The organism is Amycolatopsis sp. N2S4-7, assembly GCF_058119595.1.
In genome coordinates, this window is the sequence record NZ_CP172299.1 from 94866 (window position 1) to 110132 (window position 15267).

Annotated in this window: 17 protein-coding genes; 11 read left to right on the forward strand and 6 right to left on the reverse strand. The window is 73.7% G+C overall.

What is annotated here, in order from left to right; translation table 11 throughout:
• Window positions 1–33 precede the first annotated feature (33 nt).
• On the forward strand, window positions 34–525 hold the full coding sequence (locus tag ACH54P_RS00480) for a MarR family winged helix-turn-helix transcriptional regulator (RefSeq protein WP_489910287.1): 492 nt from the start codon (window positions 34–36) through the stop codon (window positions 523–525).
• Window positions 526–662: 137 nt separating this feature from the next.
• On the opposite strand, the gene ACH54P_RS00485 is transcribed toward ACH54P_RS00480, so the two are convergent.
• On the reverse strand, window positions 663–1448 hold the full coding sequence (locus tag ACH54P_RS00485; RefSeq protein WP_489910288.1) for an NAD(P)-dependent oxidoreductase: 786 nt from the start codon (window positions 1446–1448) through the stop codon (window positions 663–665).
• A gap of 75 nt (window positions 1449–1523) precedes the next feature.
• On the opposite strand from ACH54P_RS00485, the gene ACH54P_RS00490 reads away from it, so the two are divergent.
• From ACH54P_RS00490 to ACH54P_RS00505, 4 genes are all read left to right on the forward strand, one after another.
• Window positions 1524–2201, forward strand: a complete 678-nt coding sequence (locus ACH54P_RS00490) for a GntR family transcriptional regulator (RefSeq protein ID WP_489910289.1) — start codon at window positions 1524–1526, stop codon at window positions 2199–2201.
• A 225-nt stretch (window positions 2202–2426) separates the two neighbouring features.
• On the forward strand, window positions 2427–3131 hold the full coding sequence (locus tag ACH54P_RS00495; RefSeq protein WP_489910290.1) for a 4-carboxy-4-hydroxy-2-oxoadipate aldolase/oxaloacetate decarboxylase: 705 nt from the start codon (window positions 2427–2429) through the stop codon (window positions 3129–3131).
• On the forward strand, window positions 3128–4192 hold the full coding sequence (locus ACH54P_RS00500; RefSeq protein WP_489910291.1) for a 4-oxalomesaconate tautomerase: 1065 nt from the start codon (window positions 3128–3130) through the stop codon (window positions 4190–4192). Before ACH54P_RS00495 ends, ACH54P_RS00500 begins: the two co-directional genes overlap by 4 nt.
• A gap of 10 nt (window positions 4193–4202) precedes the next feature.
• Window positions 4203–5159, forward strand: a complete 957-nt coding sequence (locus tag ACH54P_RS00505; protein ID WP_489910292.1) for a catechol 2,3-dioxygenase — start codon at window positions 4203–4205, stop codon at window positions 5157–5159.
• Here the strand turns inward: ACH54P_RS00505 and ACH54P_RS00510 are convergent, their stop codons facing one another.
• Window positions 5160–5735: a DUF2231 domain-containing protein gene (locus tag ACH54P_RS00510; RefSeq protein WP_489910293.1), complete on the reverse strand. Its 576-nt coding sequence runs from the start codon at window positions 5733–5735 to the stop codon at window positions 5160–5162.
• A gap of 123 nt (window positions 5736–5858) precedes the next feature.
• Here ACH54P_RS00510 and ACH54P_RS00515 point away from each other — a divergent pair, with 123 nt between their 5' ends.
• The 5 genes from ACH54P_RS00515 (at window position 5859) to ACH54P_RS00535 (ending at window position 10417) form a co-directional block, all read left to right on the forward strand.
• Window positions 5859–7106 (forward strand): MFS transporter, encoded by a 1248-nt coding sequence (locus tag ACH54P_RS00515; RefSeq protein WP_489910294.1) that lies wholly within the window; start codon window positions 5859–5861, stop codon window positions 7104–7106.
• Window positions 7107–7365: 259 nt separating this feature from the next.
• On the forward strand, window positions 7366–8607 hold the full coding sequence (locus ACH54P_RS00520; RefSeq protein WP_489910295.1) for a GGDEF domain-containing protein: 1242 nt from the start codon (window positions 7366–7368) through the stop codon (window positions 8605–8607).
• Between the two features lie 507 nt (window positions 8608–9114).
• Complete coding sequence (locus tag ACH54P_RS00525; protein WP_489910296.1) at window positions 9115–9963, forward strand: phytanoyl-CoA dioxygenase family protein; 849 nt, start codon at window positions 9115–9117, stop codon at window positions 9961–9963.
• 35 nt (window positions 9964–9998) lie between these two features.
• Window positions 9999–10145 carry a hypothetical protein gene (locus ACH54P_RS00530; protein ID WP_489917143.1) on the forward strand — a complete coding sequence of 49 codons (147 nt, stop codon included), beginning with the start codon at window positions 9999–10001 and terminating at the stop codon, window positions 10143–10145.
• Between the two features lie 29 nt (window positions 10146–10174).
• A complete protein-coding gene (locus ACH54P_RS00535) occupies window positions 10175–10417 on the forward strand; it encodes an acyl carrier protein (protein WP_489910297.1) in 243 nt (80 codons plus the stop codon).
• Window positions 10418–10489: 72 nt separating this feature from the next.
• On the opposite strand, the gene ACH54P_RS00540 is transcribed toward ACH54P_RS00535, so the two are convergent.
• Window positions 10490–10621: a hypothetical protein gene (locus ACH54P_RS00540; RefSeq protein ID WP_489910298.1), complete on the reverse strand. Its 132-nt coding sequence runs from the start codon at window positions 10619–10621 to the stop codon at window positions 10490–10492.
• Window positions 10622–10732: 111 nt separating this feature from the next.
• The gene (locus ACH54P_RS00545) at window positions 10733–11287 is read right to left on the reverse strand and encodes a TetR/AcrR family transcriptional regulator (protein WP_489910299.1); all 555 of its coding nucleotides are present in this window, start codon (window positions 11285–11287) and stop codon (window positions 10733–10735) included.
• A 64-nt stretch (window positions 11288–11351) separates the two neighbouring features.
• On the opposite strand from ACH54P_RS00545, the gene ACH54P_RS00550 reads away from it, so the two are divergent.
• On the forward strand, window positions 11352–12347 hold the full coding sequence (locus tag ACH54P_RS00550; protein WP_489910300.1) for an alpha/beta hydrolase: 996 nt from the start codon (window positions 11352–11354) through the stop codon (window positions 12345–12347).
• Between the two features lie 6 nt (window positions 12348–12353).
• Here ACH54P_RS00550 and ACH54P_RS00555 read toward each other — a convergent pair whose 3' ends face one another.
• Together ACH54P_RS00555 and ACH54P_RS00560 are read right to left on the reverse strand one after the other, a co-directional pair.
• A complete protein-coding gene (locus ACH54P_RS00555; protein ID WP_489910301.1) occupies window positions 12354–13502 on the reverse strand; it encodes a glycosyltransferase in 1149 nt (382 codons plus the stop codon).
• A gap of 55 nt (window positions 13503–13557) precedes the next feature.
• Window positions 13558–15258: an MOSC domain-containing protein gene (locus ACH54P_RS00560; RefSeq protein WP_489910302.1), complete on the reverse strand. Its 1701-nt coding sequence runs from the start codon at window positions 15256–15258 to the stop codon at window positions 13558–13560.
• Window positions 15259–15267 lie beyond the last annotated feature (9 nt).

Below are 15267 nucleotides of genomic sequence, written 5' to 3' on the forward strand. Positions count from 1 at the left end.
AAGGTAGGTTGAGTTGCGTGTTAAAGTCAACCCGTGGGTGAGCACGACGAGGAACCGGTCCGCTGGCTCGACGGCGATCAGCACCGGGCGTGGATCAACCTGGCCAAGGTCCTGCTGACCCTGCCCGGGGCGCTGGAAGGCCAGCTCCTGCGCGACGCCGACCTGACGCTGCTGGGCTACATGATCCTCGCCCGCCTGTCGGTGGTGCCCGAGCAGACCCTGCGGATGAGCGAGATCGCCGAGATGGCGAACGGGTCCCTGCCGCGGATTTCGCACGCCGTCGCGCGGCTCGAGGACCGGGGCTGGGTGACCCGGACGGTGTGCACCGGGCAGGGCCGCCGCTTCACCGTGGCGACCCTGACCGACGCCGGCCGCGCGCACCTCGAGGCTTCGGCGCCCGGCCACGTCGCCACCGTGCGCCGGCTGGTGGTCGAGCCGCTGGGGGAGGACTTCGTCCGGCTCGGCGACGCGGTCGAGCGGATCGTCGAGGTGCTCGGGCTGCCCACGACGATCCTCAAGCCCTAGACCGGTTCAGGCGCTCGGCGAACCGGAGGCCGCGGTCCGGCCGGGCCGACCATCGCGATCGCCGAGGGCGGCAGGCCGCCGAGCCGGGCCGCCGAATTCCCTTGCGGACATCCTCGTCCCTTTCGTCCCGGGCGCGGTCAAGATTGTTGACAATCCCGGGAATCAGCTATGTGCGCCAGCTGGTCCCGGGCGGCGCCGGCGACGTCGGCGCGGACACCCAGCTCGCCGAGCATCTCGGCGGCCGCCGCCATCTCGGCCGTGCGGCGGACGGCGTGCCGGTGCGAACCGTCGACCAGCCGGTCCACGGTGGCGGCGTTCGCGCCGGTCAGCTCGTCGACGATGATCTTCCGCAGCCAGTCTTCGCAGCCCGCGGCGCGGGCAGCCCGCAGCGCCTCGACCACGGCGGCCGACATCCCCTTGAAGAACACGCTGCGGAGCAGCTTGCGTTCGGCAGCGAGCCCGGCGTCGCCGGCCATGACCTCGACGGCGGCGCCGAACGAGTTGAGCGCCGTGGCGACGGTGCCGGCCGCGACACCGGTGGCCAGCATCGGCACCCGCAGGCCGCGGCCCGGGACCGGCGCCATGATCGCGACGTCGGCGAACGGCACGCCGTGTTCGGCGGCGATGGCGGCCAGCCGGCGCTTGGTGCCGGGGGAGGCCGTGTTCAGATCCGCCCAGGCCACGCCCGGCCGCAGGCCGGCGAGCCCGGCTTCGAGCGCGCCGACGGCGGCCGCCGAGCTGTTCACGCTGAGCACCAGATCGGCGCCGTCGGCGGCCTCGGCTTCGGACCAGGTGGCCACGGCACCTTCGGCCGCGGGGACGGCCGGGTCGTACCCGCGCACGACGGCGCCGGCGGCGGCCAGATCGCGGGCGAGCGCGCTGCCGGCTTCGCCCAATCCGAGTACCGCGATGGTTCCGGTCATAGCAGAATCCTCTCTACAAGCTACGATCGAGTACACGATGTGCTCGACAAAATTGTCAACAAACGGAGTCGGGGTATGACCGAGAGTGCTGCGGACCGGCAGCCGGGGGAGCGTTCCGTGGTGGCGGCCATCCGCGACGCGATCGTCCGCGGCGAGTTCGTGCCCAACCAGCGGCTGGTCGAGGCGGACCTGTCCGGCCAGTTCGCCGCCAGCCGCGCGACCGTGCGGGCCGCGCTGATCGAGCTCACGAACGAGGGGCTCGTCGAGCGGGTGCAGAACCGGGGCGCCCGGGTGCGGGCGGTGTCGCTGGAGGAGGCCGTCGAGATCTCCGAAGTCCGCATGATGCTCGAGTCCCTGTGCGCGGCAAAGGCGGCGGAGCGCATTTCCGACGCGGAGGTCGGCGAGCTGCGCGAACTCGGTGAGCTGATGCACCAGGCCGTGGCCGCCGGCGACGTCGTGGGGTACTCGGGGCTCAACCAGCGCCTCCACCGCCGGGTCCGCGAGATCAGCGGCCAGCGCACGGCGGCGCAGGTTTTGGAGAGGCTGCGCGGGCAGAGCGTCCGCCACCAGTTCCGGTTGGCCATGCGCCCGGGGCGGCCCCAGGTATCGCTGCCGGAGCACCTGGCGATCATCGACGCGATCTGCGCCCACCACCCGGAGCGGGCGGCGGAGGCCGCGCGGGTGCACTTGGGGAGTGTGATCGACGCTCTGAAGGCGGCGGATGCCGCGGAGGTCTCGCCACTGCACCGGTGACGGGGTGATGGGCTGGGCTGGCTTCCTTGCTCACTCGGGCGAGGTGCCGAACCCGGCCCGCGCCGCGGCGCCGTGCCCGGGGCCGCGGCGCCGAATCGGCGACGTGCGCCGACCCGCCTTCCCTTGCCTGCCGCGAAATCATCCCGCCGCAACCTGCGCCACCCTCACGCCCACTTGCCCGCCAAAATTGTTGACAATTTCGTCTACGGAACTTACCGTAACGGCATGCAGCCCGTCATCGTCACCGATCCGCCGCGTGCCGACCTCGAGCAGGTGACTCGCCTGGCCGACTACGGCGTCGCCACCGTTCACGAGGCGCTCGGCCGCTCCGGCCTGCTCGGGCCGGACCTCCGGCCGATCCAGGAAGGGGCGCGCGTCGGCGGCACGGCCGTCACCGCGCTCTGCTGGCCCGGGGACAACCTCATGATCCACGCGGCCGTCGAACAGTGCCGCGAAGGCGACGTCCTCGTCGTCACCACCACTTCGCCCTGTCGCGACGGGCTGTTCGGCGAGCTGTTCGCCACCGCGCTGCGGTACCGCGGCGTGCGGGGCCTCGTCATCAACACCGGCGTCCGCGACGTCGCCGACCTGCGGGCGCTCGGCTTCCCCGTGTGGTCGGCCGCCGTCAGCGCGCAGGGCACCGTCAAGGCGACCGCCGGTGCGGTGAACGTGCCCGTCGTCGTCGGCGGGCAGGTCATCCGCCCCGGTGACGCCATCCTCGCCGACGACGACGGCGTCCTGCGCGTCCGCCGCGAAGATGTCCAAACCGGACTCGAGAAGTCCCAAGCCCGGCTCGAAAAGGAAGCGGCCGCCCGGGAAGCGTTCGCGGCCGGCCAGCTCGGTCTCGACCGGTACGGGCTGCGCGAGAAGCTCGAAGCCCTCGGCGTCCGGTACCTGACGGCCGAGGAGTACGAGAAGGAGCAGGCATGACCGGCGTGCGCTGCATGCTCATGCGCGGGGGAACGTCCAAGGGCGCCTACTTCCTCGCCGCCGACCTGCCCGCCGACCCCGCGGCCCGCGACGACCTGCTGCTGCGGATCATGGGCACCCCGGACCCGCGCCAGATCGACGGCCTCGGCGGCGCCCACCCGGTCACCAGCAAGGTCGCGATCGTGTCGGCGGCGAGCGAGCCCGGCCACGACGTCGACTACCTGTTCCTGCAGCTCGGCGTGGAAGAGGCCACCGTCTCGGACCGCCAGACCTGCGGCAACCTCCTGGCCGGCGTCGGGCAGTTCGCCGTCGAACGCGGGATCGTGCCCGCGGGGGACGACCGCACCACCGTGCGCGTGCGGCTGCTCAACACCGGAAGCATCGCCGTCGCGACCTTCGCCACCCCCGGCGGCGAGGTCGACTACAGCGGCGGCACGGCCATCTCCGGCGTGCCCGGCACGGCCGCCCCGGTCGAGCTCGACTTCACCGAGACCGAAGGCTCCGTCTGCGGCAGCCTCCTGCCCACCGGCCACGTCCGCGACGACGTCGGCGGCATCGAAGTGTCCTGTGTGGACAACGGGATGCCGGTCGTCGTGGCGCGCGCCGAAGACCTCGGCATCACCGGGTACGAACCGGTCGATGAGCTCGCGGCCGACACCGCGCTCGCCGGGCGGATCGACGCCCTGCGCACCGAAGCCGGGAAGCTGATGGGGCTCGGCGACGTCAGCGGCGGTTCCGTGCCCAAGACGACCCTGGTCGCCGCGCCCCGCGACGGCGGCGCCATCTGCACCCGGACGTTCATCCCGGTCAAGCCGCACCCCTCGATCGGCGTGCTGGGCGGGGTGAGCGTGGTGACCGCGCTGCTGCTCGACGGCGCCGTGGGCCACGACCTGCTCGCCCGCCCGGCCGAGGGCGAACCGATCGAGATCGAGCACCCCAGCGGCAAGCTCGCCGTGGGCGTCGAGTTCGACACCACGTCCGGCACGCCGCGGGTCGCCCGCTCGACCGTGTTCCGCACGGCCCGGAAGTTGTTCGACGGCACCGTTTTCCCCCGCCCCTGAGGAGTCAGCCATGCCCGATCCCTCGCCGCGCCACGAGATCGCGCACCTCGGTCACGTCGAACTGCGCACGCCGGAGCCGGAGAAGAGCCTGGACTTCTTCGTCCGCGTGCTCGGCCTCACCGAGAACGGCACCGACGGCGACTCGGTGTACCTGCGCACCTGGGACGACTACGAACACCACAGCCTGAAGCTCACCGCGGCCAAGACGTCCGGCGTCGGCCGGGCGGCGTTGCGCGCGTCCAGCGAAGAGGCCCTCAAACGGCGTGTGGTGGCGCTGGAGGAACGCGGTCTCGGCGTCGGCTGGGTCGACGGCGACACCGGCATCGGCCCGACGTACCTGTTCCGCGACCCGGACGGCCACGAACTCGAGCTCTACTGGGAAACCGAGCGCTACCGCCCGCCCGAGCACCTGCGGCCCGCGCTGAAGAACCAGGCGCAGGCGTACCCGGCGCGCGGGGTCGGCGTCCGCCGCCTCGACCACGTCAACTACCTGGCCCGGGACGCGGAAGCCAACGGGCGGTTCATCTGCGACGCCCTCGGCGGCCGGGTGACCGAACAGATCCAGCTCGACAGCGGCGTCATTTCGGGGCTGTGGACGCACTTCGGGCAGAAGTCGTACGACATCGTCTACACCACCGACTGGACGCGGTCGACCGGGCGGCTGCACCACATCGCCTTCGCCACCGACACCCGCGAAGACATCCTGCGCGCGGCCGACATCGCGCTCGACCACGGCGTCCCCATCGAAACCGGGCCGCACAAGCACGCGATCCAGCAGACGTTCTTCCTCTACCTCTACGAACCCGGCGGCAACCGCATCGAGCTGTGCAACCCCACCGGACGGCTGATCTTCGCGCCGGACTGGGAACCGGTCACGTGGACCGAAGCCGAGCGGGCCAAGGGGCAGGCGTGGGGCCTGAAGACGATCGAGTCGTTCCACACGCACGGCACCCCGCCGGTGACCTGATCACCGCGCGGCCGTGACGGCGGGGGTGGTCCGGCCGTCGGCGGTCTGCCAGCGGAAGACCCCGGCGCCCTGCGCGTAGGCCAGGTGGCCGCCCAAGGCACCGCCGGCGCTCGTCATGGCGAGGCCGAGCGCGCCCAGCAGCCGGCCCCGGGCCAGCCGGCCGCGGGTGCGGGCGAAGTAGGACGCGCCGAAGAGGGCGATGGCCGCCGCGTTGCCGGCGGCGTGGGTCAGCCCGACCCGGCGCTGCCGCTCGTCGAGGTCGGCGTAGTCGAACAGGCCGAACAGCACGGCCCCCGGCGCGGCCAGCAGCCCGGTGGCGACGAGCCGGCGGGCCGCCTCCTCCTGGCCGGGGAGCAGGTCGAACAGCGCCGAGCACAGCCAGGCGCCGATCGGCACCGTGACGACGAGGGGGTGCAGGGGATGGCCCAGCCAGCGCCCGCGCAGCAGCTGACCGGGGACGCTCTTGGCCGCCCCGCGCAGCCGGTTCGCGAGCCCGGCGGCCGGCTCGTCGAGTGCCCGGGCGTCCTCGACCGCCCGCAGGATCCGGTGCGGGTCACCACTGTGCGGTCTGTGCATGCCGTTCCGGCTACCCGATCGGGCGCGCCCCAACCACCCGCTTCGGACGGTGGTGGACGGCGACGGGGAGCGCTACCGTGAGCACCTCGGGCAGTGCTCTGCGTGACAGCCGGTGGGGTGGGGATGGCTGGTCGGCGTCCGGCCGGGACGTGGTCCGCGTTCGCGGTGCGCGGGTTCCGGGTGGTGTGGCTGGCGGGCCTGCTGTCGGTGGCCGGCGACCAGCTCGCGCGGGTCGCGCTGGCGATCCTGGTGTTCCAGCGCACGGGTTCGGCCGCGCTGAGCGCGGCGACGTACGCGCTGTCGATGCTGCCCGCCCTCGTGTCGGGGGCGTTGCTGTCGTGGCTGGCCGACCGGTTCCCGCGGCGCCGGGTGATGGTGGCCTGCGACGTCGTCCGCGCGGTGCTGGTGGCGGTGATGGCCGTGCCCGCCGTGCCGCTGGCCCTGCTGGCCGCGCTGCTGGTGCTCGTGCAGCTGGCCGAGGCGCCGTTCTCGGCCGCGCAGGGTGCGGTGCTGCCGGACCTGCTGGGCGGCCGGTACGAAGCGGGTCAGGCGGTGCAGCAGGTCACCGGGCAGCTGTGCCTGGTGCTGGGGTTCGCGGCGGCCGCGTTGGTGGTGACCGGCGTCGGCGCGCACGCCGCGCTGGCGATCGACGCCGCCACGTTCGCCGCCTCCGCGGTGCTGATCCGTGCCGGTCTCGGCGCACATCCGCCCCCGGCTGCCGCGGACGGCGACGGCGGGGCGACGTGGTGGCGGCGCTCCTGGCGCCGCGTCGCCGCGGGTGCGGTCGTCGTGAGCCGGGACCGCACGCTGGGCACGCTGCTGTGGCTGGGGTGGCTGGCGCTGTTCACGGTCGTCCCCGAGGGCCTCGCGGTGCCCTTCGCCCAGGAGGTCGGCGCCGGTGGCGGCTGGATCGGGGTGCTCCTCGCGGCCGAACCGGCCGGCGCGGTCGCCGGGGCGCTGCTGCTGCGCCGGGTCGCCCGGTCGGTGCGGGTGCGCGCGCTGGGCGTGCTCGCGGTCGGGACGTCGGCGCCGCTGGTGGCGTACTGGACCCAGCCGGCCCTGGGCACGGCGCTGGCGCTGTTGTTCGTCTCCGGGCTGTGCTCGGCCTACCAGGTCACCGCCGGGGCGACGTTCGTCCAGCTGTCCCCGCCGCACGTGCGGGGCCGGGCGCTCGGGTTCGCGCGGACCGGCATGGTCGCCGGGCAGGGCCTCGGGATCGTCGCCGGCGGCGTGCTCGCGCAGCTGGTCGGGCCGACGACGGCGATCGCGTGGGCGGGGACCGCGGGAGCGCTGGTCGCGCTCGCCGCAGCCGCGGTCTGGTCGCGCCGCCGTCCGGCCGCGGTTTCCGCCGCCCTCCCCGCCGAGTCCTGAGGATTCCGGGTCACCATCCCTTGTCGCTCATCGCATGCTCCTTCCGGTGGTGGTGCTGGAATTCGAAAAGTGCGGTTCACCAGCCCTTGTCGCTCATCGGCTCACCTTCCTGTGCGCTTTGTCCGGTACCGGATACCCGAAATGGTCCCAGCCGCCCGGTCGGGTCGCCCCGCGGGGAAACAGCTGACATCGGGCCGCGACGCGACTACCGTGGGCGAACATGTGATTACGGCACAGAGCGGGGCGGGGAGGCGCTGCGATGAGCGGAGACGAAATCACGCACGGGGGCTGGGCACTGTGGTCGTTGCCCAGGCGGGTGCTGGTCCTGGTGCTGGGCGCCGACCTGGCGGCGGTCGGGGTGCTGGTGCTCGCGGCGCGGACGGCGCCCGCGGCCCAGCAGTGGGCGACGGCGGGCTGGCTCGCCGCGGCGGCGGTGCTGCACCTGCACGCGTCGCACCTCATCGAACGACGGCGTCGCGACCGGTCGGGGTCGCCTTACGTGGACCTCTGCAGCGTCTGGATCTTCGCCGGGGCGATCGCGCTGCCCCTGGTGCTCGAACTGGCGCTGGTGGCCGTGATCTACGGGCACCGGTGGGTGCTGGTCAACCGGTTCGACCCGGTCCGGCCGCCGCACCGCACCGTGTTCACCGCGGCGACGCTCGCCCTGGCCGCGTCCGCCGCGTGGGCGGTGCTGCAGCTGACCGGCGCGCACCTGGGCGCCGGCGCCCGGCCGGGCTGGGGTGAGCTGGCCGCCGTGGTCGCCGCCGCGGGGGTGCAGTGGACGGTGAACACCGCGCTCGTCGGCACGGTCGTCGCCTGGACGGTTCGGGTCGAGCACCCCCGGCAGGCCGTGGGCAGCGCCTCGGACAACCTGCTGGAGGTCAGCCAGCTGGCGCTCGGGGTGTTCGTGGCGCTCGCGCTGCTGTGGTGGCCGCCCGCGGCGCTGCTGATGATCATCCCGACGTTCGCGCTGCACCAGTGCGTCCAGCTCGACCAGTTCAAGCTCGCCGCCCGCACCGACCAGCGGACCGGGCTGCTCAACGCGATCGCCTGGCAGGAACAGGCCGAGCACACGCTCGAGCGGGCCCGCGGCCGCGTCGGGGTGCTGATGATCGACCTCGACTGGTTCAAGCGCATCAACGACACCCACGGCCACCCGGTCGGCGACGACGTCCTCGCCGAGGTGGCGACGGTGCTCACCAAGACGGTCCGCCGCGGCGACACGGTCGGCCGGTACGGCGGCGAGGAGTTCGCCGTCCTCCTCCCCGGCGTGGACGAAGACGAGGTGCGGACCATCGCCGAGCGGATCCGCCTCCGGATCCGCGGCCTGCGGATCACGGCACCGACGGGCGAGCTGGTGACGTTGTCGGCGACGATCGGGGCAGCATTGCACCCCGTGGCGGGCGAGGCGGGGCTGGACGAGGTGATCCGGGCGGCGGACAACGCGCTGTACGCCGGGAAGAAGGCCGGGCGGGACCGGGTGGCGCTGGCCGCCCGCTGAAGGCTCGGCCGCTTCGGCCGCGCCGGCTGCTTCGGCGGCTCCGGCTGCTTCGGCTGCTTCGGCTGCTTCGGCTGCTTCGGCTGCTTCGGCTGCTTCGGCTGCTCAGGCTGCTTCGGCTGCTCAGGCTGCTTCGGCCGCTCAGGCCGCTTCGGCCGCTCAGGCCGATCCGGTCGGTTCTGGCCCCGGTTGGCCGGGGCCCTGTCGGTTCCGGCGGGTTGGCCGGGCCCTGCCGGTTATGGCTGGGGTCGGTCGGGCCGTTGTGGTGCTGGCCGGGTCGGCCGGGCCCTGCCGGGTGCTGGCCGGGGTCGCCGGGCCGCCGTGATGCCGGCGGGGTCAGCCGGGCCGCTGTGGTGCTGGCGCGGTCGGTCGAGCCCCCGTGGTCCTGGCGAGCGAGCCCGCGTTCGTGGCCGAACGTCATCGGGGGCGCCGCCCGGCCCACTCTTGCAACGTGGCATGCCACGTTGCAAACTGAGGTGACACCGTCGTCGCGCCCAGCTGGAGGCCGGAATGACCGCGCACCGGACCGCACCCGCCCCGTTCACCGCCGCCGAGCTCGACTCGCTGACCGGCCGGCTGCACCAGGACGGCATCATCGGCCTGCCGCAGGCGTTCACCCGGGACTGGGTGCGGCAGCTCGGCGAAGACATCGACGCGGCGTTCGCCGAGGCGCGCGCCCGGCCGGGCGGCGCCGTCGGCCGCGGGCCGCACCGCTACTACGTCGAAATCCACCCGGAGCAGCTGCGCGGGTTCGTCGACCTGGCCACGCACCCGTGGATCACGGCCGTCGCCGAGGCGGTGCTCGGGCCGGAGTACCGGATCGTCGAGGTGGGCTTCGACGTCCCGCTCGCCGGCGCGGTCGACCAGCCGTGGCACCGGGACTTCCCGATGCCGGAGGAGACCGCGCGCGACCGCAGGCTGACCTCGCTGGCGGTCAACGTGACCGCCGTCGACACCGAACCGGACATGGGCCCGTTCGAGATCGCGCCCGGCACGCACTGGGACGACGGCGGCGCGTTCGAGCACGGCATGTTCCCGCCGCGCGAGAGCTACCCGCGCTACCGGGAACTCGCGACGCGCAAGTTCCCCCGCATGGGCGATATTTCGATCCGCTCGGCGCTGACGGTCCACCGCGGCACCGCGAACCAGTCGGCCAAGGCGCGGCCGGTGCTGGTCCTGGGCCTCGACGCGCCGGGAGCGGGCAACGACGAGCGTCACGACACCGCCGTGACGCGGGAGTTCTGGGCGTCGCTGCCGGATTCCCTGCGCGCGCACCTGCACTGCCCGGTCGTCGACGTCCTCCGCCCGATCACCCAGAAGCACACGATCGAGGGACTCGTGATGGGTGAAGGTTCTTGAGCCCGATGTTTGCCGGACCCGGACGAGGGCACCTGGTGGCCATGGCTGATGCGGGAATCACCGAAATGACGGGCCGGGCCGGAGCCATCGCGGCGCTGCGCCGCGTACTCCTCGCCTTCGGGGTCGGCGGCGCGCTGGCGTGCGTCGCCTGGATGGCGCTCTGGCTGGCGATGCATCTCTAGGTTCCCGACGAACCCGAGGAGGATCGGTTATGGCGACCGGAGAGACCGGTTTCGACGACGTCACGTACGACCTGGTGTCCGTTCAGTACCACGCGCTGAAGGCCGGTCACGACTACGGCCAGTACGTCCGCGACGCGGACAACGCGGGGCGCAAGGACATCGCCGACTTCTTCCGGCGCGTGATGGACGAAGACTCCGCCCGCGCGCGGCAGTGCCACGAATTCCTCAAGGACCTGTCGGGCACCGCGGAATCGGGCCCGGCCGTTTCCTGACCGCACGACCGCGGAGCACTTCCGCAAGCTCCGGCCGCGCGGGCGGAAAGCCCGCGCGGCCGGAGCCGGAAGTCACTGGCAGGCTTCGCAGTCCGGGTCGTCGATCCGGCAGGCCGCGCCGTCGGTGAGCGGGAAGTCGAAGTCGTCCAGGGCGGGCACGACCGGCGCGGCCGTGGCTTCTTCCGGGGTGGTGGGGGCGGACATGGCACTCCTTCGAAGACGAACGGTTCCTACCCGGGTGTAGCGCCGAAGATCGACAGGCATTCCGTGACGCGCGCCACAGCGGCGACCGTGTCGACATGTCGCCGCGGGTGGTCAGCGGAGGACGCCCCGGATCATCTCGACCAGGGCCTCGACGTCGGCGTCGGCCATCGGCTCGCCCGTCATGCCCATCCGGTGGAGCAGGGTGCCGACGATGACGTCGATGACGAACAGCACCCGGTGCTCCGGCTCGCCCAGGACGTCCTGCAGCGCCTGCCGGTACGGGTCCTGCAGCCGCGTCGACAGGACCTCGCGCAGCGCCGGATCGCTGACCGCGTCGACGAACACGCCCGCGAACGCGCCGCCCACCCCCGGCTCGCCGATCTTCGCCGCGATCCAGTGGATGGCCGACGCCGCGATCTCGTCGCGGCCGGCGCCGTCGAGCGGCGCCGGGCCCAGCGCGTGGACGAGGCAGTCCGTGATCAACGCGCCTTTCGACGGCCAGCGGCGGTAGAGGGTCGTCTTCGCGACGCCCGCTTCGGCCGCGATGCGGTCCATCGTCGCGCCCGCGTAACCCAGCTCGTGCACCGAGCGCAAGGCTGCCGCGAACACGGTCGCGTCCAGGTCGGAACGGGGCCGCCCGGGCGCGGACGGGGTGGAAGTCGGCACCGGGTCAGGCTACCCTGGTGATTACGCTACCGTTGGTAGCGTAATTCGACCGGAGGAGAAGGCCATGGGGGACAAGGCACCGCTGGGCACCCGCATCGTGCTCAGGGACAAGCTGGACTGGGACGCGCTCACCGCGGACCAGGTGATCGCCGCGCGCGAGAAGGTCAACCGCGTCCGGCGGTCCCGCGCCACGCGGATCATCACGGGCCTGCCCGACCGGGGCGCCCGCATCGAAGAGACCACGATCGACCTCCCGGGCCGCCGCCTGGTGCTGCGGGTGCACCGCCCGAAGGACGCCGGCGCGAAGCTGCCGTTGATCCTTTCCTTCCACGGCGGCGGTTTCATCGTGGGCACGGCCGCGCAGAACGACTGGCTCAACAGCAGGCTCGCGGCCCGGTGCCCGGCGGTGGTCGTGTCGGTGGAGTACCGCCTCGCCCCGGAACACCCGCTGCCCGGCCCGGTCGACGACGGCTACGACACGCTCGTCCGGCTCGTCGAAGATCCCTTCGGCTGGGGCATCGACCCGTCCGCCGTCGCGGTCCTCGGCGAAAGCGCCGGTGGCACGCTCGCCGCGCTCGTCGCGTTGCGCGCCCGCGACGACGGGCCGCCGCTGCGCGGTCAGGTGCTCCTCTACCCGAGCACGGACTGGACCGCGACCATGCACGAGTACCCGTCGGTCGCCGCGAACACCGGGCAGCCCGGGCTCTCGGCGTCCGAGTGGCGCACGGCGCGCCGGATGAGCGTCCCGGCCACGCTCGACGCGCGCAGCGTTTCGCCCGTGAAGTTCGAGAACCTCGCCGGCCTGCCGCCGGCGCTGATCGTCACCGGCGCCCTGGACGCCGCGACCGACCACGGAAACCGTTACGCCGAGCGGCTTCGCGAAGCCGGCACCGAGGCCCGCGTGACCTGCCACCCGCGGGCGGTCCACGGTTTCCTCAGCATGCCCGGCCTGGTCCCGGCCGCCCGTCCCGCGCGCCGCGAGGTCCTCGCCTTCCTCCGCGGCCGGCTGAACCCGGTCACGCAGAGCGCGCCAGGACCGACGGCGGCGGGGACGCGGTGACCCGGCTCAGCCGGCCTGCACCAGTGCTTCGAGGTCGGTGACGAACTCGGTGATCGGCGGCAGGTCCCGGACCTGCCGCCGGAAACCCTGCGCGGCCGAGCGGTACGCAGGGTCGTCCAGGACGCGCGAAACCGCAGCAGCCAGCGCTTCCGCGGTCAGCCCGGCCGCGTCGACGCTGAGCCCGGCGCCCAGTTCGTGCACGCGCGCGGCGTTCGCCGGCTGGTCGGCGAACAACGGGACCGCGACCATCGGCACCCCGGCCGACAGCGCCTCCCGCACGCCGCTGAAGCCCGCGTGCGTGACGAACACGTCGCAGCCGCCGAGCAGCGCTCGCTGCGCCACGAAGCCCGCCAGTTCCACGTTCGCCGGGCGGGGACCCGGCCACGACTCCACCGCCTCGTCGCTGCCGAGGGCGACGACGGCCGGGACGCCCACCGCACCCAGCGCCTCGACCGTGATGGCCATCAGCCCGGAACCGGCCGACAGCAGGGACGGCACGTTCGAACCGAAGGCGGCGAGCACGCGCGGTCCGTCCGCGGGCGTGTCCACGGCCGCTTCCGGGGCGCGGTAGTACCGGTGCCCCGGCGTGCGCAGGCCGGCGGGGTACCACGGCTCGGGCAGCAGACCCGCGGTCAGCGCGGCGGCCGTCCCGCCCGGCGGCAGCCCGAGGCCGGCGCGCAGGACGTCCAGCCGCCCGGCCAGGTCCGGCACCAGCCGTCCGATCAGGGGCGCGATGTCCGCCACGGCCGACGGCACCCCGAGCGCCTCCGCGGCCAGGTGCCCGCCGTACTCGTTGGTTTCCCGGACGAGCACGTCCGGCCGCCACCCGGCCTCGACGACGCTCGCGGCGAATTCCCCGGTCAACGTGTCGTTGAGCAGGGGCACGGCCAACGGGCCGGTCACCTCCGGCCGCCACTGCCGCATCCGCTCCAGCAGCGCCCGGTCCAGCAGTTCCGGACGGCTGCTCAATTCCCCGGGCGCGAGCACCCCGGGCAGCACCACGACCGGCACCCCGAGCCGTTCGAGGTCGTCCGCGACCGCCGCCCCGGTGGCGATCGCGACCTCGTGCCCCGCCTCCCGCGCCGCCCGGGCCAGCGGGACGAGCACGGGCAGCAGGTGGGACCGGATCGGCAGCCCCGTCAGCAACATCCGCATTCCCCGCAGCGTATCGGGGTTCCCGCGGCCGATCGGGCGGACTTTCTCGCCCGGCCTACAGGTCCAGGACGACGTCGTCCCGCGGCCGGGCGCAGCAGACCAGCGCTTCGCCCGGTGCCGGGGGTTCGAGCGGCTCGGGGTCGTACCCCACGCGGCCCGCCAGCACCGGGGTCACGCACGTGTGGCAGACACCGGTGCGGCACGACCAGCGCGTCGGGACGTCGCACGCTTCGGCGAACTCCAGGAGGCTGGGGTATCGGTCGCTCCACGGCACCGTGAGCCCGCTGCGCGCGAACGTGACGGCGGGGCCGGTGCCCGCGGCGCCCGACGGCGGGTGCGGGGGCACGCGCACGGCGCCGGTGATGCCGGGGTTGATCGCGGACACCCCGCCGAAGAGTTCACTGTGGACCCGGGTCGGGTCGAAGCCCAGGGACACGAGGGCTTCGCGCATCGCCGTCATGAACGCGTCCGGCCCGCAGAGGTAGGCGGTCGCGGCCGCCGGAAGGTCCAAAGTGGACAGCGTCTCGCGGGTCAGCCTGCCGCGGGTGGCGCCGGGGCCGGCCGGGTCTTCCGCCGTGTAGAAGACGTGTTCCCGGCCGTGGGGCAGGCTCGCCACCAGCCGGTGCGCCTCTTCGGCGAACGCGTGCTCGGCGGCCGAGCGGGTGGTGTGCAGCCAGTGGACCTCGCGCTCGGTCCGGCTCGCCGCGAGCGCGTGCAGCATCGCCAGCACCGGCGTGACGCCGATGCCGGCGGAGATCAGGACCACCGGCCGGTCGTCGGCGGCCAGCACGAAGTCGCCGCGGGGCGCGGCGACGTCCACGACGGCGCCGGGCGCCAGCCGGGTGTGGAGGTAACCGCTGACGATCCCGTCCCGCTTGACGCTGATGCGGTACTCGGTGTCCGACGGCGCCGCCGACAGCGAGTAGCTGCGCACCGGCGCCGGGTCGCCGGCCCCGGGCACGCGCAGCGTGAGGTACTGGCCGGGTTCGGGCCGGGGGAGCGGGGTGCCGTCGCCGGCGGCCAGGTGGATCGACGCCACGGTCGCGCTCTCGGGCACCACCCGGGCCACGCGCAACGGCCGGAACCCGCGCCACCCGCGCGGTGCGGGCGCCGGCTCCGCTGCGAGCAGTTCGCGGAACGACCCCTGCCAGCCGGGGCTCAGCGCGGGGATGTCGACGGCCTTGCGGAGCGCGCCGGCGTCGCGGTCCGGCAGGTAGAGGAGCGCGTCGATGTCCGCGACGCTCATCTCGTGGCGCCCGGTCCGGGTGCGGACGATCTCGTCGCCGGCGCGGACCAGCCCCTCGGTGATGACCCGCAGGTAGAAGCCGGGCCGGTGGTGCGCGACGAGCAGGGACGGCATCCGCGGCTCGCCGAGGCGCATGCCGACGCGGAAGCACGTCACCCGCGGCTGGGTGACCTCGAACTCGGCCTCGCCGATGCGGTACCGGTCGCCGATGTGCACCTCGTCGTCGGGCAGGCCGTCGACGGTGAAGTTCTCGCCGAACCGGCCGTCCTCGAGGTCGTCACGGCCGAGGAAGCGCCGCCAGTGCTCGTACGACTGGCGCTGGTAGACGAGCACCGCGCGGTTCTCGCCGCCGTGGCCGCCGAGGTCGCCCTGGCCGTCGCCGTCGACGTTGAGCCGGCGGACCAGGCGGGGGCCGTCGACGGGGTACTTGAAGATCCCGGTGTGGACGGTCCGGCCCTGCCAGGCCACGTCCTTCGGCATCCCGACGTTGAGTGAAACCAGGCGTGCCACGGTGATCGG